Genomic DNA, 26,976 nt, shown 5'->3' on the forward strand with positions numbered 1-26,976 from the left:
GGCCGAGGACAGGTGCTGCTGATTGCTCATACAAACACAACTACTCACAAGCGCAAAGGTACTGCGAATCTTTGGTAAACGGTAAATTATTTTATTGAGCACACTTATAAGCACAAGCATTTCCGACCAATAGCTGGTTACCGCAGCCCCGGCGCTTTGCGGGCCGCACGGCACAGGGGAGCGGACCTGTCCAAGCCGGCCATGTCGGGCCCACCCTTGCTGCTGCACTGCGGATTTACAGAGGAGAAATCGCGCATAAATGCAGTTTTCTGCCATGCTCGCTCGCAGCCATCGCAGTCACCAAAGAGCCCTTCAATCACCGTGGGCCAGGTGCGGTGGAGAGGTTCATAGCCCCGGGAGCCCTCTCAACCCTGCTCCGTCTGACATATCTGACAGCGCCTTCCACCGTCAAATCAAGGCCTCGGCTTACAGCGTCGGTTACATCCTGGCATAGATTCGATGCCGATTTGGCAACAGCGCCATAGCCTTCACCCCGCAAGCAGATGCTTTATCTGGACCGCAACCCGGCTCAGTTGCCACCGCTGCGCCTTGGCCGGCCAGCGGTGGCTCCCTGCCCTCAGTCGCCTGCCTGCACCATCTCGCCGTTCGGATCCGTCACCCGCATCACGGTGATGGCTGGGGCATCTTCGGCGTCTCCCACAATGCCGGAGCTGGCGCCATAGAATCCGGCAACAAAACGGAAGGCCGGTGCGCCCGCAGGACCCGTGCAGCGGAAGTTGTACTGGCGCAGCACTTCGGCGACACAGACATAGCCCGAGTCGGTATCGATGACCGAGTTCTCATCGCGCTTTTGGAAGCGGAAGATCCGGCTGGGCATCGCATCCGTGGCAGACAGCACCGACCAGGACCCGCGCAGCGACTGGGCCGATCCCTTGTTCAGGCTGTAGTAGAAGCGTTCGATCTGCACCGGCTCTTCACCCGGGAAGGCCAGCGTCCCTACCGACGGCGCACTGAAGTGGATCGACTGGGTCGGTCCCGCATCCGCCTTGAAGCGAGCACTCGCAGCCGGGCCACCAAAGTAACGCCCGCCCTGGTACTGCACCGTGGGCAGATCGGGGGTGTTGGGCTCTGGTGTGGTCGATGCGTCATGCGCGCCAAGCACACTGTGGAACGTCGCCTTGCCGTCGCTCTGGTAGTCGTACACCGACATGAACAACAGATGGTCTTCCTGGTTCAGCGGCTTTTGCAGCTCGATGGAAATACCGCGACCTGGCAGGCCCCGCAACTCACTGCTGACGACCCAGGTGCCCGACTCCGGCAAGTAGCCTGGCGCGTAGTAGCTGGTGCGCACGCTCTGGTTGTCCTGCCAGGCGTAGGCAGCACGGGCCACGCGGAAGCCCACCAGGCGCCGGGTGTCGCCACCGCCCTCCTTCACCGTGCCGCTGAGCTGGTCCACACCACGCTGCATCGTCATCGCGATCACCGGCGCACCGTTAGCCCCCGCACGGTTGCCCGAGCAGTTGAACACCAGACCCCGGCCGCCGTAGCTGCATTGCGCCACCAGATGGCCCGACAAGGTGCCGCCAAAGCCATGGACCGCCGTTGCCACGGTAGGTGGGTATGGCCAGCCCATCGCTGCTGCCGCCCAATCCTCGCTCATCGAGACCTGCTCGCTCGTGCCGATATCGGCCCACCAGCTGCGCACCGGTTGGTTGCTGCTGTTGAGCTCGACCATGGCCCAGCGGTCGACAAAGGCCGGATCGGAGAAGACACCAGCGGGCGTGCCCTCATAGTCAAAGCGGTGCATGGCCTTTACCGGCTCGCCCGGGAACTGGATCGTACCGGTGCTGCGGCTGGTGAAGGTGATGACCACATTGCCAGGGCTGCCGGCCGCATGGCCATCGCGTTGCTCGCTGCCAAAGTAGCGCCCGCCTTCGTAGAAGTACAGCGGAGCGGTCACTTTGTTGTCGCGCAAGGTGCCCAGTGCCGTGTGGAAGGTCGCCTCCCCCGACTGGCGGTAGTTGTAGACCTGCATGAACAGCACGCCGTCCTGGATGTCGATACCCATGCCACGGCCTGGCTCGCCATTGAGCTCATCGCTGATGATCCAGGTACCGTTCTGGGGCGCAATCCGGGCAACGGGAGGCTCGGGCGGCTCGCCGCCAGAGCCGGTCGACTTCGAGACTTCGCGGGTGATGCTGCCCGTGTTGCCGGCTTGGTCCGTCTGCGATGCCGTCACGGCAACTGCTCCATCGGGCAGACCACGGACATCCATGCCAGGCGCCGTCCAGCTGCCGTTGATGCACGCTGCCGAAGCCTGGACAGTACCCACCTTCACCGTCATGGTGCCGTCACCCGAGGTGCAGCCGCCCGCAGGGCTGTAGGCGCCCTGGTTAGACGTATCGATGCTCGGCGCCATGCCGATCGAGACGACGGGTGCCACGGTGTCCTTGACCGCGTTCTGGGAACTGGAGACCACTGCACCATCCACCGTCTGCGAAGCCGTCACCATGACCGCACCATCAGGCAAGCCACGGACATCCAGCCCTGCCGTGGACCAGGTGCCGCCATTGCAAGGCACCGACACAGACAGGGAGCCGACCACGACGGTCACATTGCTGCCGCTGGCCGCGCAAGTGCCCGAGACGGTGTAGGACGCTTGGTTGGACAAGGAGATGGCTGGCGCCGAAGTGATGGCAAACACTGGCGTGCCGCCACCCGCACTCTTGCTGGTCACAAAACCACCGGTTCCCGTCTGGCCACCCGCTGTCTGTGCGACAGTCACCGTGACCGCGCCATCTGGCAAGCCGCTGACATCCAGGCCAGGTGTCGACCAGGTTCCACCACTGCACAATGCTGTGACAGAGATGGAGCCGACCAGCACAGTGACATTGGCGCCATCGACCGAGCAGGTGCCCGATACGGTATAGGCAGTCTGGTTGGCCGCCGTGATCGCCGGCGCCGAGGTCACGGCCACGGCAGGCACTACCCCAGCCGCGTCCTTGCTGGTCACAAAACCGCCGGAGCCCGTCTGGCCTCCCGCCGTCTGCGCCACCGTCACCGTCACCGGTCCATTGGGCAAGCCGCTGACATCCAGGCCCGTAACGGACCAGGTGCCACCGCTGCACACGGCCGTCGCAGAGATGCTGCCAACCAGAACCGTCACATTGGTACCACCGACCGAGCAGGTACCCGATACGGTATAGGACGCTTGGTTGGCCGCCGTGATCGCAGGTGCCGAAGTAATCGCCACAGCAGGAATAGCCCCCGCCGCATCCTTGCTGGTCACAAAGCCGCCGGTGCCCGTCTGTCCACCCGCCGTCAGCGACACCGACACGGAGACCGGTCCATCAGCCAAGCCACTGACATCCATGGCCGGACTGGCCCAGATGCCCCCGGTGCACACCGCCGATGCCGAGACGGAGCCCACCAGCACAGCCACATTGCCGCCATCGGCCGAGCAGGTGCCCGAGACGGTATAGGCCGACTGGTTCGCCGCCGTGATGGCTGGCGCCGAGGTAATGGCCACCGCAGGTGAAGCGCCCGCCGAGTCCTTGGTGGTCACCAGGCTACCCGATCCCGTTTGGGCACCAGCGGTTTGCGAGGCCATGATGGTGACCGCGCCATCGGGCAGGCCGCTGACATCCACACCCGAGCTGGCCCAGATGCCCGCGTTGCACTGTGCCGATGCCGGGATGGATCCAATCAGCACCGTGACAGCAGCGCCATCTGCCGAGCAATTGCCCGATACGCTATAGGCCGACTGGTTGGCTGCCGTGATCACCGGCGCCGAGGTGATTGCCACCACCGGTGCCACGCCTGCGGTGTCCTTGCTGGTGGCAAAGCTGCCCGTGCCCGTCTGGCCACCCGCCACTTGGGTCGCCGTCACCGCAACCGGCCCATCCGCCAGCCCACTCACGTCCATGCCCTCGGTCGCCCAGAGGCCACCCATGCACGGCGCCGTTGCAGACACCGAGCCGACCTGCACATCCACATTGCTGCCGTTGACCGAGCAAGTGCCCGAGACGGAGTACGCCGATGCATTGGCTGCCGTGATGGCAGGTGCCGACGTAATGGTCACCACAGGTGTAGCTACGCCAGTGCCCTTGTTGACCTGCACATTGGCCGACCCCACCAGGGCCCCCACCGTTTGCTGAGCCGTCACGGTGACCGTGCCGTCCTGCAAGCCACTGACATTCAACGCTGCGGTCATCCAACTGCCGCTGGTGCAGGGCACCGATGCGGACACCGAGCCGACCAGCACATCCACATTGGTGCCGTTGACCGAGCAGGTTCCCGAGACGCTATAGGCCGACTGGTTGGCTGCCGTGATGTCCGCAGCCGAGGTAATCGTCACCACGGGTTGGACACCACCTGTGCTCTTGTTGGTCACCAGGCTGCCCGATCCCTGCAGGGCGCCAACCGTCTGCGCAGCGGTCACCGTGACCGATCCATCGGGCAGACCACTGACATCCACTGCGGGGATGGTCCAGAGGTTTCCGGCGCATGGCGCCGATGACGACACCGAGCCGATCTGTACAGCCACCGTCGTATTGTTGACCGAGCAGCTGCCCGAGACGACATACGAGCCCTGGTTGGCAGCCGTGATGGCGGGAGCCGAAGTAACGGTCACCACCGGGACGACACCTGCGGTGTCCTTGAGGGTCACCAGGCTACCCGAGCCCAGCACACTGCCGACGGTCTGCGCCGCAGTTACGGTGACCGGTCCATCGGCCAGGCCAGTGACATCCAGACCAGCGGCGGACCAGTTGCCAGCCGCGCATGGCGCGCTTGCAGCAACCGAACCGACCTGAACCGCAACAGGGATGCCGTCGGCCGAGCAGCTGCCCGAGACGGTATACGACGCCTGGTTGGCTGCCGTAATGGCAGGTGCCGAGCTGACGGTCACCACCGGGGCGGCGCCTGCCGTCTCCTTGCTGGTCACCAAGCTGCCCGATCCCGTTTGACCACTGGCAGTTTGCGAGGCCATGACGGTGACTGCTCCATCAGGCAAGGCAGTGACATCAACAGCTGCTGAGGACCAGATGCCCGCATTGCACACTGCCGACGCCGATACCGAGCCGACCAGGACCGCCACGTTGCTGCCGTCCACCGAGCAAGAGCCCGAGACGGTATAGGCTGCCTGGTTCGCCAACGTGATCGCAGGTGCCGACGTCACGCTCACCACGGGTACGATTCCGGTCGCGTCCTTGGTGGTCACCAGGCTGCCCGTGCCGGTTTGGGTGCCCAGCGTTTGCGAAACTGTCACGGTGACCGGGCCATCGGGCAAGGCACTGACATCCACGGCCGTGCTCGACCAGATACCGGCATTGCACTGCGCCGATGCAGGAACCGAGCCGATTTGAACAGCCACCGCTGCGCCATTGGCTGAGCAGGTACCCGAGACGGTGTAAGCCGATTGGTTCGCTGCCGTGATCGGCGGTGCCGAGATCACACCCACGGCGGGCGCAGCTCCGGCAGAGTCCTTGCTGATCACCAGGCTGACTGTTCCCGTCTGGCCACCGGCGTCTTGCGAGGCCTGCACCGTAATCTGTCCATCAGCCAGCCCACTGACATTGGTGGGCTCGGTGGCCCAGATGCCATCGCTGCAGGTTGCCGATGCGGGTATCGAGCCGACGAGTACCGTCACCACTTCACCGTTGACCGAGCAGGTGCCCGAGACGGTATAGGCGGCCTCATTCAAGGCGGTGATTGCAGGTGCGGAGGTGATGACCACCACAGGAACAATCGCTGCAGTGGCCTTGGTGGTCTCCACGCTGTCCGACCCGGACAAGCCGCCAACGATTTGCTCTGCGGTCACGACGACCACCCCGTCAGGCAAGGCACTGACATTCAGACCCGACGCAGTCCAGGCTCCCGCGTCACAGGTTGCAGACGCTGGGACACTGCCGACCTGGACGGCGACACTGGTGCCGCTCGCCGAGCAAGTGCCCGAGACCGTGTAGGACGCCTGGTTGGCCAGCGTAATGGCGGGAGCCAAGCCAATGGTCACCACAGGCGCAGTAGCGGCCGCCGTCTTGTTGACCACCACACTGGCCGATCCCGAGCCGCCACTCACGGTCTGCGAGGCGGTCACCGTCACCAATCCATCCGGCAAGCCACTGACATCCAGCGGAGCCGTGGTCCAACTGCTGCCGTCGCATGCCACCGATGCGGCGATGGATCCAACCTGAACCGCCACGTTGGTACCGGCCACCGAGCAGGTGCCCGAGACGGTGTAGGCCGCCTGGTTAGATACGGTAATGTCAGGTGGCAGGGTGATGGCCACCACGGGCACGATCCCCGCCGGCTCCTTGTTGATCACCAGGCTCACCGAGCCCGTTTGGCTACCCGCCGTTTGCGATGCCATGACCGTGACCGCGCCAGCGGGCAAGCCGCTCACGTCCATGCCAGCGGTAATCCAGGTACCGCTGCTGCAAGGCGCCGTTGCAGCGACCTGGCCGACCAGAACAGACACATCGGCGCCATTGACCGAGCAACTGCCGGATACGACATAGGCAGCCTGGTTGGCGGCCGTGATCGCCGGTGCCGAGGTGATGGCCACCGAAGGTACTGCCACTGCCACACTCTTGCTGGTCACCAAACTGCCCGATCCCGTGAGGCTGCCCGCTGTCTGCGAGGCCGTTACCGTGACCGATCCATCTGCCAAGCCACTGACATCCAGCGCTGCGGTGGCCCACAGGCCGCCGCTGCAGGGTGCAGATGCGGCTACCGATCCAACCAGGACAGCCACGTCCGTGCCGTTCACCGTGCAGGTACCAGAGACGGAATAAGCCAATTGGTTATCCGCTGCGATGGCGGGCGCCGAGGTGATGACCACCACAGGCGCCACGCCTGCAGTGTCCTTGGTAGTCACCAGGCTACCGGTCCCCGTCTGGGTACCCACCGTCTGCGAAGCCGTCACCAGCACCGTTTCATCCGGCAAGCCACTGACATCCAAGGCTGCAGTGGACCAGATGCCACCGCTGCAAACCGGCTGCGGCACAGCGACCACGTCGCCTACATGCACCATCAGCACCACACCGTTTTCCGAGCAGGTGCCAGAGACGGTATAGGCCGTCTGGTTGGCTGCCGTGATCGCGGGTGCCGAAGTAATGGTGACGACGGGGGCGATGCCCTGCGAGTCCTTGACGATGACCAAACTGCCCGAGCCCGTCAGGTCGCCCACCGTCTGCGAGGCAACAACCGAAACGGGCCCGTTTGCCAAGCCACTGACATCAACGCCTGCAGTGGCCCAAATGCCGCCACTGCACTGCGCCGAGGCAGCGACGGAGCCGATCAGCACCCCAACGCCCGAGCCATTGGCCGAGCAGGTGCCAGAGACGGTATACGCGGACTGGTTCGCTGCAGTGATGAGGGGCGCCGAGGTGATGGTCACCACAGGAGCGATCCCGACCGCAGTCTTGCTCGTCACCAGGCTGCCCGATCCCGTCTGGGCATTCACCGTTTGTGAGGCCGTGATCGTGACGGGTCCATCCGGCAAACTGCTGACGTCCAGGCCTGCAGTAGCCCAGGCACTGCTATCGCATAGGGCCGAAGCGGCGACGGAGCCCACCAGAACGCTCACCGTGCTGCCGTTGGCCGAGCAGGTGCCCGAAACGATATAGGAAGCCTGGTTGGCGATGGTGATAGGAGGAGCCGAGGTGACAACAACTGCGGGTGCGACGCCGGCCGTGTCTTTGCTGATGACCAGCGTGCCCGATCCTGTTCGGCCATCGGCGGTCTGCGACGCTGTCACCGTGACCGCGCCATCCGGCAAGGTGCCGACATTCACCGCCGAGGTGGTCCAGAGCCCGGCATTGCACATCGCCGACGCAGGGATGGAGCCGATCAATACCGCTACATTCGTGTCAATGACCGAGCAGGTGCCCGAGACGGTATAGGCCGATTGGTTCGTTGCCGTGATGGCAGGCGCCGAGCTGATGGACACCACGGGGGCAATACCCGCTGTGTCCTTCGCAGTCACCAGGCTGCCTGATCCGGTCTGGGCACTGACGGTTTGCGAGGCTGTGACCAGGACTGGACCATCCGCCAAGCCGCTGACATCCATGCCCGAGCTGGACCAGATGCTGCCGGTACAAGCTGCCGAGGCCGCCACGGAACCGACCAGAACAGCGACATTCGTGCCGTTGGCCGAGCAGGTGCCTGAAACGGTGTAGGACGCCACATTCAGCGCTGTAATGGCGGGTGCCGAAGTGATGGTCACCACGGGGGCATCCACCACGGTGTTCTTGGTGGTCAGCAGGCTGCCTGATCCTGTCTGGTTGCCTACCGTCTGTGAGGCTGTCACCGTGACCGATCCATCCAGCAAGCTGCTGACATCGAGGCCTGCCGACGACCAGAGGCCTCCATTGCAGGTCGCCGTGGCAGCGATGGAGCCGATCAGAACAGCCACGTCAGTGCTGTTGACCGAACAGCTGCCTGAGACCGTGTAAGACGCCTGGTTCGCTGGGGTGATCGTGGGAGCCGAGGTAACGGCGACGACAGGCACAGCACCCGTCACATCCTTGCTCGTGACCAGGGTCGCGGATCCGGTTTGCGCGCCCACGGTCTGCGAAGCCATGACCGTGACCGCACCATTGGGCAAGGCACTGACATCCAGGCCTGCAGTCGACCAGCTGCCGTTGGTGCACAGCGCAGAGGCAGCTACAGAGCCCACCAGCACCGCCACGTTGTTGCCATTGACCGAGCAGGTACCGGAGACCGTGTAGCCCGCCTGGTTGGCCTGCGTGATGGCGGGTGCCAGGCCGATGGTCACCACCGGGATGGCGCCGGCCGCATCTTTCGTGGTACCCAGACTGCCCGATCCTGTTTGGCTACCCACGGTCTGCGAGGCCGTGACCGTGACGGGACCATTGGGCAGGGCAGTGACGTCCAGGCCTGCAGCGGCCCAGATATTGCCGCTGCAGGGCACCGAATCAGACACGGTGTCGATCACGACAGAAACGTTGGTGCCATTCACCGAACAGCTGCCCGAGACGGTATAGGAAGCCTGGTTCGCTGCGGTGATCGCAGGTGCCGAGGTAACGACCACGACAGGCAGAACTCCTGCGGCATCCTTGCTGGTGGTGAAGGTAGCCGTGCCGACCAGACCACTGACAGTTTGCGAGGCCGTGACGGTGACCGATCCATTGGGCACGGCGGTGACATTCAGGCCGGAGGCGGACCAGAGGCCGCCGCTGCACTGTGCCGATGCGGGCACTGCGCCGACCAGGATGGATACCGCAGCACCATTGGCCGAGCAAGTCCCTGAGACACTATAGGACGCTTGGTTGGCCGCCGTGATATGGGGCGCAGAGACCACCGTCACGACCGGCGGTTGCAAGACCGGGGCCGTATTCTTGGTAGTGGACTGGCTCGCAGATCTGGCCGGCCCTGCGGGAGGCTGTGATGCCGTCAGCGTCACGGGGCCATCGGCCAACGCTGTGGTGTTCACCGAACCGGAATAGCTGCCAGTGGCCGAGCAAGGCAGCGACTGCGCCACGCCGGTGGGCGTGGAGCTGATCGTCACATTGCCACTGCCAGCGCTGCAGCTTCCGCTGACGGGGATAGCCGCCTGGTTGCTGGTGGTAATCAAGGGCAAGGAACCCAAGGTGACCGTGGGCGCACAATCGGCCATCGTGACGGAGGAGTTGCCCACGATGACCGAAGCGCCGAGCAAGCGAATACCCACCGCAGACGCCACGAGCTCCACCCGCAGCGCATTGACGCTGAAGGTCTTGCCGTCTGGACTCAGGGTTTGCTCATTGGTGTGGAGAATGACCCCCACCATGGTTCCGAAGGTGGGCACACCAATCGTCAGATCGACCCGGGTGTTTGCTGCAACACTGACGCCGACAAGCGATCCGGAGGCTCCCAGAATTTGTGCACTGCCCTCTGGCGTCAGCGTCCCATTGACGCAGGACATCTTGGCTTGCGAACTGACGGTATCGGCTCCAAGCGCCAGCCCGGCGAGCTTGAGGGCCAAGCCATTGACGGACGACGAGGACACCACACTGTTTTGCGCCAGCTTGCTCTGCGTGGCAGCGTTGAGAACACCCGTGCGCACCGTCAGCAAATTGCCCACGCCTGCAGCGACCGATGCATTGAGGACCGACACAGGGGTGTTGAAATCCGGCGGTGCCGTTTTCTGCCCGGTATCGGCAATCGGGACGCCGAGCCCTACCCCCGGAACATCGGCAGTCACCTGCAGGCCATAGGCCCGGCCAGCTCCTGTAGATGCCGCCAAAGCGTTAAAACTGCAGACGAGGGCCAGGCTCGCGAGCCCACCGTACAGCAGACGGCGAAGTGTCCTCTGCGCTCTAATCGGGTTCATAGCGTCTCCTTGTGCACCACGCCAAGACGCCAGGATGGGGCAGAGATCCACTCAGACCAGGCCAACCGACGCGCGAGAGTAAGTGCCGCTGATTACTCTTACAAACACAACCATTCACAGGGGCAACCGTACTTTGAATCTTTGGTAAAACGTAAATTAATTTATTGAAATAACATATAACCGCAGCTAGTTCCGGTCTATAAGCCAAGCCAGCTCTGCGCGCCTGTCCCACTGTTTGAGAAAGGTGCCTCCATCGGCGCCCCAACTTCAGGATGCAAACCGGTTTTTCCGGCCTTCGTGAGCCATTTTTCACAGGAGAAATATGGGATAAGTGCTGGTTTCTGTAAGACATCTCATCGTGCAGCACCCAGACAAAAAAACCCGCCTATGAAGGCGGGTTGGCTAGGGTTCGGTCGCAAAAAATCGATCAGCGATCAATAAATTCCGACAATACCGACGGTATCGTCCTGCATTTTTTTCAGGCTCTGGCCTACAGTTATTGTTACATTTAGATATATTTTCACTGACCGCCTCGCACCATCGACAGGATCTTGGCGGTATTCAGACCGCTGGCGGTTTCCTGCATCTGTGCCTGGTAGCGCGACTGGAGCTGGCGGCCATCCTGCATTACATGCTGGTAGGCGTTTTTCAGCATTTCGGTCGACAGCTGGCGCCCGCCGGCGTAGTACTGGTTCGCGACATGGCCGAGCGCATAGGTGGAGGCAAAGCTCATGCCGCTGCTGACCGCCTGCTTGCCCAGGCCACCGAGCAGGCCCTTGCCCGCCTTGCCCAACAAACCACCCAAAAGCTTGCGCCCTGCCTGCTCCAGGTACTGCGAGGTCAAGCCCACACCCAGGGCACCCAGCAGGTCCTTGATATGGCCCTTGTCCAGCTCGTAGCCGTAGTTCTGCCCGATCTGGTAGACCAGCCGCATCTGCAGCGGAATGATGGCCAGCGTCGAGAGGTTCTCGGGCAACAGCTCAATGGCACCGTTGAGAATCGAGGCCTTGAGGATCTTCTGGTCCATGGCCTCCACCGACAAGGTCGAGGGGCGGCGCTCGGTCTGTGCCGGCACCAGCGGGTCAGCGGCAGCCGGATGGGGCGCTGGCTCTGTCAGCGCCAGCGGGGCTTCGGGCAAGGCAGCGTTCAAAGGCGCATCGACCAGGTTGCCAGCCAGCGCCTGCGCGGGCGGCGTGGCCAAGGTGGCCGCAGCCATCCCCGTAGCAGCAGCCAGTGCAGGCGCTGCGGCAGAAGCGGGCGCGGTGGATGCCTGCCCCGCCGCACCAAAAGCCTCGCGCAGCTGCGCCAAAAATTCTGCTTCCTTGGGGCTGGTGCTGCCATCGGCCTCGCAAACGCAAAGCGCCATCTCATAGGCGAGCTGGCGCGATTCGGTCGTCTGCAGCTGGGCCAGTACATCGCTCAGTTGCACGCGGCGCAGCAGCACATCCTGGTAGAGGTGGGGCAGGTTGATCTGCTGGTCAGCCGCCAGGCCCTCGGCCACCTGGCGGATCTGCTCGCGCTCACGCTCGTGCTTCTCGCCATCGGCGAACGAGGCAAGCAGGCACAGGGTCAAAGTGGCACGAATTTCTTCAGTCGTCATGGATCAGGGCTCCGCATTAAAAGTGCACAAAAGAAGGCACTTGGAGCCCAGGGCGCGGCCCAGGTTCCGCACCCAGGCCTGCCAGCCACCACTCTGCGCTACCGTCCTACGCGATCGCCGCCGCCCACCTGCGCAATACCCGCCTGCGCCAGCTCATCGCGCAGCACCTGCAGCGCCTGGGCCTGGTGCCTGGCATCCATCTGCGCATCATGGTTGGCCACGCTGATGGCGGCGATATGCGCGCTATGGGCGGTCTGGAACTCGATCGCCAGCCCTACGCCGGTGGCGCCCGAGGTCAGCAGGTTGACGCTCAGCGAATGGCCGCGCTTGCGCGTCTGGCGCACCATGTCCATCAGCCGCTCCTGGCTGATGCCGGCGGCCTCGTAGTCGAGCCGGCGGCGCTGGTAGATCTGCTCCAGCTCTGCATCGCGCAGGCTGGCGGCCAAGGCCAGGCTGGCCGTGCCCTGGCCCAGCAGGCGGATCTGGCCGGTCATCAGGCTGTGGGCAGGCAGCACCGTGCTGCCCGGCTGCACATGCAGGCAATGGGCAAAGTCGCCGACGCGGATGATCAGAAACACCGTATCGCCGGTGCGCCGTGCCACGCTCACCATCACCGGGTGGCAAACCTCAAAGATGGGCGGCTTGGCCATCGCGGCCAGGCCCGTCAGCATGGCCTCCACCCCCAGGCGGTAGCGGCCCGATTCGGCATCCTTGGCCGCATAGCCGGATTGCGCCAGCACCATCAGCAGCCGCCGCGCGGTCGAACGGTCCAGCCCCGACAGCGCCGTCAGATCGGCAATCGACAGGCCTTGCACATGGTGGCGCGTCAGCAGCCGCAGCACCTTGACCAGGCGTGCAGGGCTCTGCGCCCCGGGAAAACCTGAGTTCATATCGTGAACATCCCTGCTGCCAGCTTTTGCCATCCCAGCGCTTCCCGTTTCATAGTTGGTCGTCACCCCACAAGGCCCGCACAAGCTAATGCAGAAGGCTGCCGGGGCCTGTCTCCCCCGTTTACCTGGAAAACCCTATGAACGCCTACCGCCCTGTACATGCCCCGCACCTTGCCCCTGTTGTCGGCAGCGCTGGCTCACCCCGCTGGACCCAGCGCCCCGCGCAATCGAACTGGGGCGATTTTGGCCCCGACGACCAGCTCGGCCGCCTGAACTACCTGACGGCGGACAAGGTGAAGGAAGCGGCGCAGGAAATACAGACGGGCGAGCGCTTCTGTCTGAGCCTGCCGCTGGACAAACCCGGCGGCAATGCACTCAACCCGCGCCGACACCCGCCCATCATCAAGCCCTCGCGCCGGCCGCTGGGCCCGGGCCTGAACTTTGCGCTCTCGCGTGAAAACCCGCTCTACACCGATGTGGTCAGCGACGACTATGCCGAGATCTACCTGCAGTACTCGACGCAATGGGATGCGCTGTCGCACGTGGGCAGCCATTTCGACATCAATGGCGATGGCGTGGACGAGCTGGTCTACTACAACGGCTTCCAGGCTGGCATCGACATCCTGGCACCCGATGACCTGCCGGACATGGGTGGCCAATCCCGCGCCAAGGCGCTGGGCGTGGAGCGCCTGGCCGAGCAGGCCATCCAGGGCCGGGGTGTGCTGGTCAACCTGCGCCGCCACTTTGGCGACGGCCACACTCTCGTCTCGGGCAAGATGCTCAAGGAGGTGCTGCAAGCCGATGGCATCGAGGTCACCAAAGGCGACATCGTGGCGCTCTACACCGGCTTCAGCGAACTGCTGCTCGCCTGCGATGGCCCCCCCAAGCCGGACATGCCCGAGACCGTGGGAGCGGTGCTTGATGGGCGCGATCCCGAGCTGCAGCAATGGATCATCGACAGCCACATCACCACCTTGGTCGCAGACAACTACGGCATCGAATCGGTGCCCGGCCGGCCAATCGATGGCAGTTGCGCCTTTCTGCCGCTGCATGAGCTGTGCCTGTTCAAGCTCGGCATGCCGTTTGGCGAACTCTGGTACCTGCACCCGCTGGCGCAGTGGCTAGAGGCCCATGGCCGCTACCGCTTCATGCTGACTGCGCCGGCGCTGCGTCTGCCCGGTGCCGTGGGCTCACCCGTGACCCCGGTCGCCACCGTCTGAAGGCCGCCTATGACCTCCCAACCCATGGCCAGCGCGCCCTGCAGCGCGCGGGCCAACGATATGCGCAGCCTGCTGGCACTGGGCGCGGGCGACGCGCCCGCGCTGCAGTTTGGCGGCAGCACCCACAGCTATGCGCAGCTGCGCAGCCAGGTGCAGCAATGTGCCAACGGCCTGCGCCAGCAAGGCCTCGCGGCCGGCGATGTGCTGGGCCTGTGGCTGCCCAATACCCCCCACTGGCTGCTGCTGCACCTGGCCTGCGCCGAGCTGGGCATCACCACCCTGAGCCTCAACCTCAAGCTGGGCGTCAAGGAAATCAGCAGCTTTATCGACCGCTCCGGTTGCAAGGCACTGGCCTTTGACCGCACCACCGCCAATGCGCTTGCCGTTATGAATGGCGCTGCCGCCAGCGCAGCCAGCCTGCTGCCCGGCAACAGCCTGGAGCAGATCCTGGCGCAGCAAGGCGGCAGCCTGAAGTGCCTGATCGACGCCAGCCTGGGCCCGCCCACCTCGGCAGCAGCACCGATGCCAGTCGCTGGCACGGCGCTGCCGATCCAGCCCTGGCAAACGCTGATGGCAGCGCCCGCAATGCCCCAGCCCCCCAGCGCCTGCCAGGGCGATCAGACCTGCATCATCCTGTCCTCGTCGGGCACCACCAGCCAGCCCAAGCTCATCGTGCACCGCCAGTCCAGCGTGGCCCAGCATGCGCAGGATGTGGCCCCCGGCTTTGGCATCGACGCGCACTGCCGCAGCCTGCTGGCGCTGCCACTGTGCGGGGCCTTTGGCTACACCGCAGCGATGGCCACCCTGGCCGCAGGCGCCTGCCTGGTGCTGCATGAGGAATTTGATACCGCGCGTGCGGCAGCTTGCCTGCAGCACGAGCCCATCACCCACATGTTTGGCACCAATGACATGGTCGACAAGCTCATCGCCGACCTGCCCGCCGGCTGGCAGCCGCAGGCGCTGCGCTTTTTTGGCCATGCCAACTTTGTGCCCGGGCTCGATGCGCTGCCGGCCCGCGCAGGCCAGTTCGGCATCCCGATGGTGGGCTGCTTTGGCATGAGCGAGACCTTTGCGCTGTTCGCCCACCAGGACCCGGCCGCCCCCCTGCCGCGCCGCGCCCAGTCCGGCGGATTTCCGGTCTGCCCGCAGGCGCGGGTGCGCGTGCGCAATCTGGAGACCGGTACCCTCGCCCAGGCGCAAGAGCCCGGCGAGCTGGAGTTCTACAGCCCCACCCTGATGCAGCAGTACCTGCACGATGCACAGGCCACGCAGCAAGCTTTTACCGAAGACGGCTATCTGCGCTCCGGCGATCTGGGCTACCTCAATGGCGACGGCGGCTTTACCCATATCTCGCGCCTGGGCGATGTGCTGCGCATCGGGGGATTTCTGGTCAACCCGGCCGAGATCGAAGAGTCTGTGATCGCGCTCAGCGGCGCCAGCGCCTGCCAGGTGGTCGCCGTCAATGCCTCGGGCAGCTCGCGCCCGGTGGCCTTTGTGCTGGATCCCAGCGACAGCGCCAATGGACCTTGGGATGAAGAGGCCATCAAGGCCCAGTTGCAGCAGCAGATTGCCCGCTACAAGGTGCCCATCCGCATCTTCCGGGTCGATACCTTTCCCTACACCATGGGGCCCAATGGCAAGAAGGTCAAACGCAATGAGCTGCGCGACCTGGCCCAGCGCCTGCTCGCCCAGGAGGCCACCGCATGAAGCAGCAATGGACCCTGGCCGAAACGCCTTTCTTTGATACGCGGCATGACGAGGTCATCGCCCGGCTCAACCGCTGGATCAGCGACAACCGCGCGCTTCTGGCCGATGAAACCCCGCAGGACCTGCAGGCCGAATGCCGCCACTGGCTGCAGAGCCTGGCCCGGCATGGCCTGCTGGAGTATGCCGCGCCGGCGATGGCAGATGGCATGGCGCCAGCGGTGGACCTGCGCGCCATCTGCCTGGTGCGCGAATGCCTGGGCTACTACGCGCCGCTGGCGGATTTTGTCTTCAGCATGCAGGGCATTGGCAGCGCCGCGCTGTGGCAAAAGGGCGATCCCCGCCTGGTGGCGCCCTATGTGCAGGCTTGCAGCGAGGGCCGCAAGGTAGCGGCCTTTGCGCTGACCGAGCCCGATGGCGGATCCGATGTAGCGGCCACCAAGACGCGGGCCCTGCTGCAAGGCGACCACTATCTGCTCGATGGCGCCAAGTCCTATATCTCCAACGGCGGCATTGCCGACTTCTACGTTGTCATCGCCCGCACCGAAGAGGCCAAGGGCGCCAGCGGCCTGTCGGCCTTGCTGGTCGATGCCGACACCCCGGGCCTGCGCATCCACCGCGCGATCGACATCATCGCGCCCCATCCGCTCGCGGAGATCCATTTTGAGCACTGCAAGGTGCCTGCCAACCGTCTGCTAGGCCAGCCCGGCGAAGGCTTCAAGGTGGCGATGGGCGTGCTCGATATCTTCCGCAGCTCCGTCGGTGCCGCCGCGCTGGGCATGGGCCAGCGTGCGCTCGATGAAACCCTTGCGCGGGTCAGCCAGCGCCAGCTCTATGGCCAGGCGATGGCCGAGATGCAGACCGTGCAGCACAAGCTGGCCGACATGGCCACACAGTTGGAGGCCGCGCGCCTGCTGGTGCACAAGGCCGCCTGGTGCCGCGATGTGCGCCAGCGCCGCATCAGCACCGAGGCGGCCATGGCCAAGATGCAGGGCACCGAGGCCGCCTTCCAGGTCGTGGATGCGGCCGTGCAGCTCTGGGGCGGCATGGGCATCACTTGCGGCAGCGTGGTCGAGCGCCTCTACCGCGAAGTCCGCCCCATGCGCATCTACGAAGGGGCGACCGAAGTGCAAAAGACCATCATCGGTCGGCAAATTTTGAAAGGCCTGGCATGACAGACAGCAACCGCAAACCCCGCGTTTTGGTCACCGGCGCCAGCCGGGGCATTGGCCGCGCCACCATGCGCTACCTGGCCGACAAGGGCTACCAGCCCATTGGCCTGGCCCGCAGCATCCCCACCGACGCGCAGGCCGATGAGCAGTTCATCGCCTGCGACCTGATGGACCTGGAGGCCACGCGCCAGCAGGTGGAGCAGCTGGCCGCGCAGGCCCCCTTCTATGGCCTGGTCAACAACGCCGCACTGGCCCACACCACCGACCTGGCCCACACCAGCGTGGCCGACATGAACGAGGCCATGGCGCTGAACGTGAACGCCTGCCTGGTGTGCATGCAGGCGCTGCTGCCAGGCATGCGCCAGGCGCGCGCTGGCCGGGTCGTCAATATCTCCTCGCGCGCCGCGCTGGGCAAACCCAACCGCACCGCCTACAGCGCCACCAAGGCCGCCGTCATCGGCATGAGCCGCACCTGGGCGCTGGAGCTGGCCACGGACCAGATCACCGTCAATGTGATCGCCCCCGGCCCCGTGGCCACCGAACTGTTCAAGACCGCCAGCCCGCCCGGCGCGCCGCAGACCGAAGCGCTGCTCGCCGCCGTGCCGCTGCAGCGGGTGTCCGAGCCGGTCGAGATCGCCCATGCGATCGACTTTCTGCTGCATCCTCTCGCCGGCTACATCACCGGCCAGACCTTGCATATCGATGGAGGACTGACGATCAGCGCCACCCGGCTATAGCGCCTCTCGCATCTCGCTTAGGACACGGCACACCACAAAAAACGGAACGGAGACAATGCCATGAACGACAAGCTTTCCCTGGAACAAGCACCGGTCAATCCCGGCAGGCGACGGTGGCTGGCACGCAGCACCGCCTGGGGTGCAGCCAGCCTGCTGGCCAGCCACCAGGCCTGGGCGCAGAGCCCCTACCCGTCGCGGCCGGTGCGGCTGGTGGTGCCCTTTGCGGCCGGCGGCGCCACCGATGTGCTGGGCCGCTTGCTGGCTAAGGCGCTGGAGCCCGGCCTGGGCCAACCGGTGGTGGTCGACAACAAGGTCGGCGCGGCAGGGGCCATCGGCGCCAACCAGGTGGCCCATGCCGAACCCGATGGCTACAACATCCTGATGGGCGGCGTGGGCACCAATATCGTGTTGGAGCACACGATGCCCGACCTGGGCTACCGGCCCCAGCGCGACTTTGCGGCGGTGGCCTCGATCTGCAATGTGGACTATGTGCTGGCGGTGGCCCAGGACAGCCCCTACCAGACCCTGGGCGAGCTGCTGGCCGATGCCAAGCAGCACCCGGACAAGCTGCGCTATATGTCCACCGGGCCGCTGGGCCCGCTGCATGTGGCCTTGCAGTACCTGGGCAAGCTCAGCGGCGCGCAGATGATCCATGCGCCCTACAAGGGCGAGGCCCCGGCCCTGCCCGATCTGCTGCAGCAGCGCGTGGATGTGGGCACGATGACGGCGCTTTTCACCCGGCCGCAGGTGCAGTCGGGCAAGCTGCGCGTACTGGCCACCTTGAGCGCGCAGCGCATGGCCTCCTGGCCCGAAATCCCCACCGTGGCCGAGCTGGGCTACCCCGGCTTTGCCGCGCCGATCTGGAACGGCTTTTTTGTGCCGCGCAAGACCGGCGCCGATGTGGTCGACCGCCTGGGCAAGGTCACCGTCGCCCAGTTGCAGGCGCCCGAGCTGAAGAACCTGCTGGAAAAGCAAGGCGTCTCGGTCACCGCCCAGGGCCCGGACGCCTACGAGAAATTCCTGCAGGCCGAGCGCCTGCGCTGGCAACAGATGATCCGCGAATCCCAGGTACTGACCACCGGCTGAACAGGAGACAAGAACATGGCTATCTCTCACATCCGCGCTCTGCGCACCCCCCTCCAACCCCTGGGCCTGGCGGCAGCGCTGCTCTGCCTGTCGCTGGGCGCCATGGCGCAATCGGGCCCGCCGGTGCGCATCGGCCTGATCGTTGACCAGTCCGGCGTCTACTCGGCCATCACCGGCAAGGGCAGCATCACCGCCGCCCAGATGGCGCTGGACGAGGCCGGCGGCCAGGTGCTGGGCCGCAAGGTGGAGCTGCTGACCTTTGACCACCAGAGCAAGGCCGACTCGGCAGCGGCCAAGGCGCGCGAATGGTACGACACCGGCGTGGACGCGATCCAGGACGTGGGCGGCTCGGCTGCTGCGCTGGCGGTGCTGAACATTGCCAAGGAAAAAGGCAAGGTGCTGGTGATGAGCGGCCCGGCCAGCGACCGCATCACCGGCGACATGTGCGGCCCCACGGTGGCCCACTGGGCCTACAACTCCTATTCGCTGGCCAATGCCGTGGGCAAGGCGGCGGCCGAGAAATTCGGCAAGCAGTGGTACTTTCTGACCGCCGACTACTCCGGCGGCTATGACATCGTCAAGGCCACCACCCAGGCGATCAGCACGGTCGGCGGCAAGGTGATCGGCGAGACACGGCACCCGCTCAATGGCTCGGATTTCTCGTCTGCCGTGGTGCAGGCCCAGGCCAGCAAGGCCGATGTGATCGGCCTGGCCAACTTTGGCAATGACCTGGTCAACTCGATCAAGGCTGCGCGCGAGTTCGGCATCACCCCCGAGAGCAAGCAAAAGCTCGCCTCGCTGCTGATGTACATCAACGATGTGCATTCTGTAGGCCTGCGCACCGCGCAGGGCATGCTGCTGTCCGAGGCCTTTTACTGGGACATGAATGACGAGACGCGTGCCTTCTCGAAGAAGTACTTCGCCAAGGTCAATGCCATGCCCAACATGAGCCAGATGGGCGCCTACTCCTCGGTCAAGCACTACCTGAAGGCGGTGGAAGCCGCCGGCAGCACCGATGCCAAGGCGGTGATGGCCAAGATGCGCGAGATGCCGATCAACGATGTGTTCACCAAGAACGGCCGCCTGCGCGAAGACGGCATGATGGTGCACGACATGTACCTGTTCCAGGTCAAGTCACCGCAGGAGTCCAAGGCGCCTTGGGACTACTACAAGGTCATCAGCACGGTGCCGGCGGACAAGGCCTTCCTGCCGCTGTCCGAATCGGCCTGCCCTCTCGTCAAGAAGTAGGCCGCCGCACCATGGCCCACCGCGAAACCCAGAACCAGCTTTTCAGCCCGCTGCAGCTGCGCGATGTCGTGCTCAAGAACCGCATCGTGGCCGCCCCCATGTGGCAGTACCAGGGCCGCCAAGGCCAGGTGCAGGATTGGCATTTGATGCACCTGGGCCGCCTGGCCGCAGGCGGCAGCGGCCTGGTGTTCCAGGAAGGCACCGGTGTGGAGCGGCGTGGCTGCGGCACCCTGGGCGATATCGGTCTGTGGCAGGACGACATGGTGGCGCCCCTGCAGCGCATCGTGCAGCTGATGCGCGACTGCGGCACCACGCCAGGCATCCAGCTGATGCATGCGGGCCGCAAGGCCCGGCAGCTGACCCCTGCCCAGGGCAGAGGGCCCTTGCCCTCCCAGCCGGATATCGCCGACTGGGAGGCCTGGATGCCGATGGGCCCAAGCGCCATCCCGGCCGGCAAGGGCCTGGACACGCCGACACCCATGTCGCTGCAGCACATCCAGCAGGTGGTGGAGGCCTTTGCCGCTGCCGCCAGCCGCGCCGCGCGCGCCGGCTACCAGGTGCTGGAGCTGCATGCCGGCCATGGCTATCTGCTGCACAGCTTTTTGTCGCCGCTGGCCAACCAGCGCGACGATGCCTGGGGTGGCAGCTTTGACAACCGCTGCCGGCTGCTGCTGACGGTCGTCGAAGCGGTGCGCGCCGTGTGGCCAGCGGGTCTGCCGCTGCTGGTGCGCCTGTCCTGCAGCGATGGGGCGCCCGGCGGCTGGACCTTGGAAGACAGCATCGCACTGGTCCAGCGCCTGCTGCCGCTGGGGGTGGATGCGATCGACTGCTCCTCGGGTGGCATTGCCGGCTCGCCACTGCGCGGCGGCGAGTCCGCCACCTATGGCTACCAGGTGGAACTGGCCTCGGCCATCAAGGCCGCCACCGGCGCCTGCACGATGGCCGTGGGCCTGATCGTGCATGCACAGCAGGCCGAGGCCATTTTGCGCAATGGCCATGCGGACCTGGTCGCCCTGGCGCGCGAGCTGATCTACAACCCCAACTGGCCGATGGATGCGGCGCAAAAGCTGCAGGATGCGCAGGATTTCCAGATGCTGACCAGGAACGAGGCTTTCTGGCTGGAGCGGCGCAAGGCCACCACACCGGATCTGCAGCCGTCCACCTTTGTGCGCTGAAGGCGTTGACGGCACCGCAATGCCACAATGCGGCGATGCGCATAACGCCCGTCGCCCTCCCCCTTGCCTTGTTGGCCGTGCTGGCCAGCACTGGCTGCCAGCAAATCCCCTATGCCCCGTTGCCGGCCCCGCCCACCGGCATCCGCTATGAGCCGGGTGCCAACAGCGCCGGCATTGCGCGCATGTCGGAGGCGGAACTGCTGCGCCAAAAGCGCCTGGCCCAGGAGGGCGACAAACGCGCGGCCTTGAACGTCTACCAGCATCTGCGCTCGGTAGAGAACGACGATGCCCAGGCGCGCGACTGGCTGATCCTGGCGGCCGACCTGGGCCATGCCTCGGCCCAGTTCAACCTGGCCCAGATCGGCATCTACGAGCATGACAGCGCCAGCGCGCTGTACTGGGCCCAACGGGCCAGGGCCTCGGGCTACCCGCATGCGGCCGATTTGGTGCGGTCCTTGGAGAACCCTGACTAGGCCCTCAGCGTACCGCTGGCGGCAGCCGCGCCAGCTCGGCAGTCAGTGCGCGCACATCGGCCAGCGCGCGGGTCTTGTCGGCAGGTACCGCGCCATTCGCTGATCCACCCAACGCCTGGGAGAAGCCCTGCAGCACCTGCTGGGCCTTTTTCAGCTCGGTCTCCAGGATCAGGCGGCGCTCGTCCTGGCCAAAATCGGCGCGCTCACGCGGGCGCGGGCTTGGCGACTGGGTGTGGGCTGGGGCTGGGGCGGCGGCTGCCGTGCGCAGCGTACGGCGTGCGGGCGGTGCAGCAACGGCTGCCGCAGCAGCGGCCTTGCAGCCGGGTCCGGCGGCAGCGGCACCGCCAAGGATGTATTCCACGCCAGCGTCCTTGCACACCGTCTGCGCCACCGCCGGCGCAGCGCCCAGCATGGCGGTCAGCAGCAGCGCTGCCGCTGCGGCCAGTGGCCCATCAAGGCGCCGCATCGAATGGATTGGGAACATTCTCCACCCCCATCGGATTGGCCCAGATCGCAGGGCAGAAGGCATTGCGCAGGCCCACCACATCCTTGAGGCCGTCCATGGCCGCATTGCCCACATGGGCGGTCACCCACTGCGCCCCGTTGCGGATATTGCCGACCAGGTCGGGCACCAGGGTGGCGTAGTCACCCAGGCCGCTGTTGCCGTCGGCCACTTCCCATTTGAAGCTGGCATTGAGGTCCGAGGTATCGCGGGCCGGCCCAAAGGAATAGAAGGGATGCCAGTACAGCGAGGACTGCATGCCCACCGAGGCCTCCTGCGTCAGCGGAAAGCGGTCGCTCGCCAGAAAGAAGGCATCAATGGCCGAGAGGTCGGTGGCTTCGGCACTGAGCACATCGTCGCCCGTGGTCAGCACCGAGCCGATGTGCTTGGAGACATAGCGGTAGCCCTGCATGGCCTTGATGATGATGGGCCCGGCGATCGGCACGCTGAGCTTGTAGCCATAGTGCACCCGCAGGTGCAGGATATTGGTCTCGCCCAAGGTCTTGTTGGAGACGGCACCACGCAGCCGCGTGTCTTCCAGGTTCGGGGTGTCGCCGTTGTAGGCGTCGGTCGCGCCGGTACGCGCATCGCGCTCATAGGGCAGCGGCTTGCGGTAGCGCAGGCTGTCGTTGGGGATGCGTACAATGCCGCGCGATTCGCCATAGTTCTCCACCATGGCCCAGTCCAAAAAGGTGTTCTGCGTGGGGTTGACGTACTCGATACAGCTGCCCTGGATCAGGTCGGTGTTGGTGTTGACCCAGCCCTTGAGCAGGCCCGAGACGCTGGATTCGGACACATACAGCGGCATCATCCCCCGCACAAAGCCTTGCCAGACACTGCCCTTGGTGAGCGCGGATTTGACATTGCCCAGGCTCACATCGGCCAGCATGCCCTTCTTGGCCAGCGGAATGCGCAGGTCGTAGGGCAGCGGCAGTGCGTTGTTGAGCGAACCCACGCGTGCCGCCTCATTGGCGGCGTACTGCAGGGTCAGCCTGGCGCGGTAGATCAGCGCAAACTGGATCAGCGACAGCGTGAACACCAGCACCACCGGCAGCGCGATCAAGGTCTCCGTCATCGACACGCCGCGCTGCCGGGCGCCGCTTGGTTTTTTCATGCGCATTTCAAGCCCTTTCAACACAGTTGCAGCCGCTGGCCCGGTGCCAGCCCCAGGCGCGCTGCCTCGCCACTGCGCAGCTCCAGCACCCGTTGTGCGCCCCGGCACCAGGCCATGCGCCAGGGCGCCAGGCCGGCGCTGATGCGCAGCACCTGCTGCTGCGCATCGACAAACACCACATCGATCGCATAGCGCATGAAGCAGGTGTGCACGGCCGCGCAGCGGTCGAACGCCAGCGCCTCACCGCTGGCGGGCGGCGGGCGAAAGATCAGCCCAAAGGCGCGCTCGGAAAAGCGCTGGGCCAGCTGGACTTTGAGTGCGGGCATACCAGGCGCCTTCATTTCAAGGTTTGGTACATCTGCACCGCGAGTGGAAAAAAGATCACCATGAAGGTGACCGGAAAGATAAAGATCACCAACGGGCCGAGCATCTTCACGGGCGCTTCCATCGCCAGCTTTTCGGCGTGCTGAAAGCGCTCGGTACGGCGCTGCTCGGAGATGGCGACCAGGGTGTCGGTGACGCTGGCACCCAGCGATTCGGCCTGGGTCAGGTTGGAGACCAGGCCGCGCACATGCTTGTTGTCCATGCGCTCGGCCATGGCGTTGAACGCATCCATACGGCTCATGCCGGTGCGCATTTCGCGCAGCAGGCGCTCGAGCTCTTCGTGCATCGCACCAGGGGGGCCCTTTTGCACCGCCTGCGAGATCGCCGCCGTCAAGCCCAGCCCCGCCTGGCAGCAGAGCGTGATCAGGTCGAGGTAACCGGGCAAGGTGCGCAGCACTTCCTTGTCGCGGCGTTTCTTGCGGTCGTTGACCCAGATGGCCGGCAGCATCCAGCCCAGCAGCAAGCCCGCCAGACAGGCCAGACGCACCCACTGCCCATCGATCTTCAGCGCCATCGTGGCGCCCGCAAAGGCCAGCCCGACCAATGCCATCGAGATCACACGCACGGCGATGATCTCCTCGGCCTTGAGCACATACTCCAGGCCGGCCAGCTGCAGCTTGCGCTTCCAGCGCAGCAGGCTGGAGGTGGGCGCAATCTCCGAGACATGGAACTGCAGCACGTTGACGGCCGGCCAGATGAGCCGGATGCCCCAGGGCAGCGGGTCCATGTGCTCGCGCACGGACGGCCGGGCCTTGCGCACAATGGCCACAAAGTACAGCAAGATAATGGCCGCCATCACAGCGGACAGAAAGATGGCGGCAAGCAGAATGGCGTTTTTCATGGCTCAGATGTCAATCGCGACAATTTTCTTGATGGACATGTAGCCCAGGGTGAGCATCACGATCATCACGGCCAGTACCCCCCAGCCGATGGGGGTGACAAACAGCAGGTGCATGGTCGGCTGCATCAGGTACAGAATGCCGCCCAGCACCACGGGGAACATGGTCATCACCAGGCCCTGGATGCGGCCTTGTGCCGTCAGCGCCTTGATGCGCCCTTCCAGCATGGCTTTCTTGCGCAGGGTCTCGGCCAGCAGCTGCAGCGGCTCGGACAGGTTGCCCCCCACTTCCTTGGCCACGCGCAAGGCCACCACCACCAGCATGAAGTCCGGAATCTGGATGCGCCGCGCCATGTTCTGCACCGCGTCGTCGAAAGACAGGCCAATGCGCTGCTCCTTGAGCACGATGGCGAACTCATCGCCCAATGGCCCTTTCTGGTCACGCACCAGAATCTGCAGTGCCACCGACAGCGCACTGCCCGCACGCAATGCGCTGGCAATGAAGAGCAAGGCATCGGGCAGCTCGGCCTCGATGCGCTCACGCCGCTTCTTGCGCTGCCAGGCGAAATAGCGCGCTGGCAAAAAGTAGACAGCGCCGCAGACCACCACCACCAGCAACCAGTTGCGTGCAATCAGGTAGGTGAGGATGCCGGCCACGACCACCATGGCCACGTGGCCGGTCGCCAGGGTCAGCGCCTTTTGCGCATGGAACTCCGAGATGCCCAGAATCCGGAGACCCCGGCCGCGCAGGTAGACATTGGACTTGTCGCGCCACTCCCCCATGCGGCTGTAGACGAGCCAGCCCGAGAGCACCACAAAGCCGGCGGCGGCCAGCAAAAAGCCGAGGAACTGCCAGTTCTTCATGCCGCTTCTCCCTGGAAGAACAGTTCCTCCATGTTCACCGGCACACCGTGCTCGACCAGCCTGGCGACAAAGTCCGGGATCACCCCGGTCGCCTCAAAGCGGCCCTGGGTGCGGAACTCGGCATCCAGCCCGGTCTTGCGGAACACAAAGATATCCTGCATCTGGATCACGCCATCGGTGCAGTTGAGCACCTCGGTGATCTGGGTGATTTTGCGGCTGCCGCAGGGAAAGCGGGTGAGCTGCACCATCAGGTGGATGGCCGAGGCGATCTGCTCTCGGATGGCGGTAACCGGAATGTTCATGCCCGCCATGGTCACCAGCACTTCCATACGGGCTGCGGCATCGCGCGGCGAGTTGGCGTGCAAGGTGGTGAGCGAGCCATCGTGGCCGGTGTTCATCGCCTGCAGCATGTCCAGCGCTTCGCCGCTTCGGCACTCACCGACGACGATGCGGTCGGGGCGCATCCGCAGCGAGTTCTTGACCAGGTCCCGGATCGACACGGCGCCCTTGCCTTCGACGTTGGCCGGGCGCGCTTCCAGCGATACCAGGTTGGGCTGGTTCAACGAAAGTTCGGCGGCATCCTCCACCGTCAGTATCCGCTCGTCGTTGGGGATGAAGTTGGACATCATGTTCAGCAAGGTGGTCTTGCCGGTGCCGGTACCGCCCGAGACCACGATGTTGAGCTTGTTCTCGACAGCCAGCTGCAGAAAATCGACCATGGCCTGCGAGATCGACTGGTACTGCACCATGCCCTCGGCGCCCATGCGCTTCTTCGGAAACTTACGGATGGTGATGCTGGGGCCGCGAATCGCCAGCGGCGGGATGATGGCGTTCACCCGCGAGCCGTCCTTCAGGCGCGCATCGACCATTGGCGAGCTCTCGTCAATACGCCGGCCCAGCGGCGTCACAATGCGCTCGATTGCGCCGTTGACGGCCAGGTCGCTGGTGAAGGACACATCGGTGCGCTCCAGCCGGCCGCGCCGCTCGATCCAGATCTCGTCAAAACGGTTGACCATCACTTCGGTCACCGAGTCGTCCTGCAGCAGCACTTCCAGCGGGCCCAGGCCAATCGCCTCATCCAGCAGTTGCTGGCTCAGTTCGTTGCGATCAATGGTCTCGGGTAGGCTGGGTGTGTCGCGGATGATTTCGGCAATCAGTGCGCGCACATTGGAGCGCAGCTCATCGTCCTTCATCTTGATGGTGTCGATGCGGCGCGCTTCGAGCTGCTCCAGCAGCTGGCGGTGCAGCAGGCGGCGCCACTGCAGCATGGGGTCTTCCGGGCGCGGCTCCGTGCGCGTGGGGCGCTGGTGCTCCAGTAATGGCTGGGAGGTCTGGCCGGGGCTCTGCGTTTCTTCGCGCTGTCCGCCCAGCTTGTCATCGAGCACCACGATGATCGAGTGCCCACCAACCACCACTTCCTCACCCCCTCGGCAGGGGCCATAGCGGGTCACGCGCTCGTTGTTGACCCAGGTGCCAAACAGGCTGCCCCGGTCTTCGATGAAGACGTCGCCGTCATGCAGCATCACCACCGCATGGTCGCGGGCCACGTTCCAGCCGGTCAGATGCAGGGAGCGGTCGCTGGATTTGCCGATGGTGAAAGTCTCGGCACCGAGCTCGAACTCCTGCGCCTTCTGGCGGGGCGAATTGACTAGTAACTTATGCACGGTCTTCT

17 protein-coding genes are annotated in these 26,976 nt (G+C 64.9%); 8 read left to right on the forward strand and 9 right to left on the reverse strand.

All coding sequences use genetic code 11. The features are described 5' to 3' along the window. Positions 1-577: 577 nt before the first annotated feature. From LPW39_RS11690 to LPW39_RS11700, 3 genes are all read right to left on the reverse strand, one after another. Positions 578-10,297 (reverse strand): hypothetical protein, encoded by a 9,720-nt coding sequence (locus LPW39_RS11690; RefSeq protein ID WP_230774865.1) that lies wholly within the window; start codon positions 10,295-10,297, stop codon positions 578-580. A gap of 520 nt (positions 10,298-10,817) precedes the next feature. After that, entirely contained in the window at positions 10,818-11,897 is a 1,080-nt protein-coding gene (locus LPW39_RS11695; protein WP_230774867.1) for a TerB family tellurite resistance protein, read from the reverse strand. A gap of 98 nt (positions 11,898-11,995) precedes the next feature. Then, entirely contained in the window at positions 11,996-12,787 is a 792-nt protein-coding gene (locus tag LPW39_RS11700) for an IclR family transcriptional regulator (protein WP_230774869.1), read from the reverse strand. A 137-nt stretch (positions 12,788-12,924) separates the two neighbouring features. Here LPW39_RS11700 and LPW39_RS11705 point away from each other — a divergent pair, with 137 nt between their 5' ends. Genes LPW39_RS11705 through LPW39_RS11740 form a run of 8 tightly spaced genes read left to right on the forward strand, consistent with a single transcriptional unit; the run spans position 12,925 to position 21,602 of the window. Further along, positions 12,925-14,007, forward strand: coding sequence for a cyclase family protein (locus tag LPW39_RS11705; RefSeq protein ID WP_230774871.1), 1,083 nt, complete (start codon positions 12,925-12,927; stop codon positions 14,005-14,007). 9 nt (positions 14,008-14,016) lie between these two features. After that, positions 14,017-15,714 (forward strand): AMP-binding protein, encoded by a 1,698-nt coding sequence (locus tag LPW39_RS11710; RefSeq protein WP_230774873.1) that lies wholly within the window; start codon positions 14,017-14,019, stop codon positions 15,712-15,714. Beyond that, complete coding sequence (locus tag LPW39_RS11715; protein ID WP_230774875.1) at positions 15,711-16,886, forward strand: acyl-CoA dehydrogenase family protein; 1,176 nt, start codon at positions 15,711-15,713, stop codon at positions 16,884-16,886. The genes LPW39_RS11710 and LPW39_RS11715 overlap by 4 nt, the downstream gene beginning before the upstream one ends. Beyond that, a complete protein-coding gene (locus LPW39_RS11720; protein WP_230774877.1) occupies positions 16,883-17,620 on the forward strand; it encodes an SDR family oxidoreductase in 738 nt (245 codons plus the stop codon). The genes LPW39_RS11715 and LPW39_RS11720 overlap by 4 nt, the downstream gene beginning before the upstream one ends. Before the next feature lie 60 nt (positions 17,621-17,680). After that, positions 17,681-18,706 carry a Bug family tripartite tricarboxylate transporter substrate binding protein gene (locus LPW39_RS11725; RefSeq protein ID WP_230774879.1) on the forward strand — a complete coding sequence of 342 codons (1,026 nt, stop codon included), beginning with the start codon at positions 17,681-17,683 and terminating at the stop codon, positions 18,704-18,706. Positions 18,707-18,721: 15 nt separating this feature from the next. Next, positions 18,722-19,954, forward strand: coding sequence for an ABC transporter substrate-binding protein (locus LPW39_RS11730; protein WP_230774881.1), 1,233 nt, complete (start codon positions 18,722-18,724; stop codon positions 19,952-19,954). An 11-nt stretch (positions 19,955-19,965) separates the two neighbouring features. Continuing rightward, on the forward strand, positions 19,966-21,129 hold the full coding sequence (locus tag LPW39_RS11735) for an NADH:flavin oxidoreductase/NADH oxidase (RefSeq protein WP_230774883.1): 1,164 nt from the start codon (positions 19,966-19,968) through the stop codon (positions 21,127-21,129). Positions 21,130-21,164: 35 nt separating this feature from the next. Beyond that, a complete protein-coding gene (locus LPW39_RS11740; RefSeq protein ID WP_230774885.1) occupies positions 21,165-21,602 on the forward strand; it encodes an SEL1-like repeat protein in 438 nt (145 codons plus the stop codon). A 4-nt stretch (positions 21,603-21,606) separates the two neighbouring features. Here LPW39_RS11740 and LPW39_RS11745 read toward each other — a convergent pair whose 3' ends face one another. The 6 genes from LPW39_RS11745 to LPW39_RS11770 are packed head-to-tail and all read right to left on the reverse strand — an operon-like array spanning position 21,607 to position 26,968. Further along, complete coding sequence (locus LPW39_RS11745) at positions 21,607-22,086, reverse strand: hypothetical protein (protein WP_230774887.1); 480 nt, start codon at positions 22,084-22,086, stop codon at positions 21,607-21,609. After that, positions 22,055-23,218, reverse strand: a complete 1,164-nt coding sequence (locus LPW39_RS11750; RefSeq protein ID WP_230774889.1) for a TadE/TadG family type IV pilus assembly protein — start codon at positions 23,216-23,218, stop codon at positions 22,055-22,057. The genes LPW39_RS11745 and LPW39_RS11750 overlap by 32 nt, the downstream gene beginning before the upstream one ends. Positions 23,219-23,235: 17 nt before the next feature. Further along, complete coding sequence (locus LPW39_RS11755) at positions 23,236-23,544, reverse strand: DUF192 domain-containing protein (RefSeq protein WP_230774891.1); 309 nt, start codon at positions 23,542-23,544, stop codon at positions 23,236-23,238. An 11-nt stretch (positions 23,545-23,555) separates the two neighbouring features. Continuing rightward, on the reverse strand, positions 23,556-24,443 hold the full coding sequence (locus LPW39_RS11760) for a type II secretion system F family protein (RefSeq protein WP_230774893.1): 888 nt from the start codon (positions 24,441-24,443) through the stop codon (positions 23,556-23,558). Positions 24,444-24,446: 3 nt separating this feature from the next. Further along, positions 24,447-25,304: a type II secretion system F family protein gene (locus tag LPW39_RS11765; RefSeq protein WP_230774900.1), complete on the reverse strand. Its 858-nt coding sequence runs from the start codon at positions 25,302-25,304 to the stop codon at positions 24,447-24,449. After that, a complete protein-coding gene (locus tag LPW39_RS11770) occupies positions 25,301-26,968 on the reverse strand; it encodes an ATPase, T2SS/T4P/T4SS family (RefSeq protein ID WP_230774908.1) in 1,668 nt (555 codons plus the stop codon). The genes LPW39_RS11765 and LPW39_RS11770 overlap by 4 nt, the downstream gene beginning before the upstream one ends. Between the last annotated feature and the right edge of the window lie 8 nt (positions 26,969-26,976).

Source organism: Comamonas koreensis (assembly GCF_021026195.1).
GTDB lineage: Bacteria > Pseudomonadota > Gammaproteobacteria > Burkholderiales > Burkholderiaceae_C > Comamonas > Comamonas koreensis.

Coding starts and splice junctions, on each gene's coding strand:
- LPW39_RS11735 (WP_230774883.1), top strand. CDS start 19,966: ATGGCCCACCGCGAAACCCAGAACCAGCTTTTCAGCCCGCTGCAGCTG.
- LPW39_RS11725 (WP_230774879.1), top strand. CDS start 17,681: ATGAACGACAAGCTTTCCCTGGAACAAGCACCGGTCAATCCCGGCAGG.
- LPW39_RS11750 (WP_230774889.1), bottom strand. CDS start 23,218: ATGAAAAAACCAAGCGGCGCCCGGCAGCGCGGCGTGTCGATGACGGAG.
- LPW39_RS11755 (WP_230774891.1), bottom strand. CDS start 23,544: ATGCCCGCACTCAAAGTCCAGCTGGCCCAGCGCTTTTCCGAGCGCGCC.
- LPW39_RS11740 (WP_230774885.1), top strand. CDS start 21,165: ATGCGCATAACGCCCGTCGCCCTCCCCCTTGCCTTGTTGGCCGTGCTG.
- LPW39_RS11730 (WP_230774881.1), top strand. CDS start 18,722: ATGGCTATCTCTCACATCCGCGCTCTGCGCACCCCCCTCCAACCCCTG.
- LPW39_RS11710 (WP_230774873.1), top strand. CDS start 14,017: ATGACCTCCCAACCCATGGCCAGCGCGCCCTGCAGCGCGCGGGCCAAC.
- LPW39_RS11695 (WP_230774867.1), bottom strand. CDS start 11,897: ATGACGACTGAAGAAATTCGTGCCACTTTGACCCTGTGCCTGCTTGCC.
- LPW39_RS11720 (WP_230774877.1), top strand. CDS start 16,883: ATGACAGACAGCAACCGCAAACCCCGCGTTTTGGTCACCGGCGCCAGC.
- LPW39_RS11705 (WP_230774871.1), top strand. CDS start 12,925: ATGAACGCCTACCGCCCTGTACATGCCCCGCACCTTGCCCCTGTTGTC.
- LPW39_RS11715 (WP_230774875.1), top strand. CDS start 15,711: ATGAAGCAGCAATGGACCCTGGCCGAAACGCCTTTCTTTGATACGCGG.
- LPW39_RS11760 (WP_230774893.1), bottom strand. CDS start 24,443: ATGAAAAACGCCATTCTGCTTGCCGCCATCTTTCTGTCCGCTGTGATG.
- LPW39_RS11690 (WP_230774865.1), bottom strand. CDS start 10,297: ATGAACCCGATTAGAGCGCAGAGGACACTTCGCCGTCTGCTGTACGGT.
- LPW39_RS11745 (WP_230774887.1), bottom strand. CDS start 22,086: ATGTTCCCAATCCATTCGATGCGGCGCCTTGATGGGCCACTGGCCGCA.
- LPW39_RS11765 (WP_230774900.1), bottom strand. CDS start 25,304: ATGAAGAACTGGCAGTTCCTCGGCTTTTTGCTGGCCGCCGCCGGCTTT.
- LPW39_RS11700 (WP_230774869.1), bottom strand. CDS start 12,787: ATGAACTCAGGTTTTCCCGGGGCGCAGAGCCCTGCACGCCTGGTCAAG.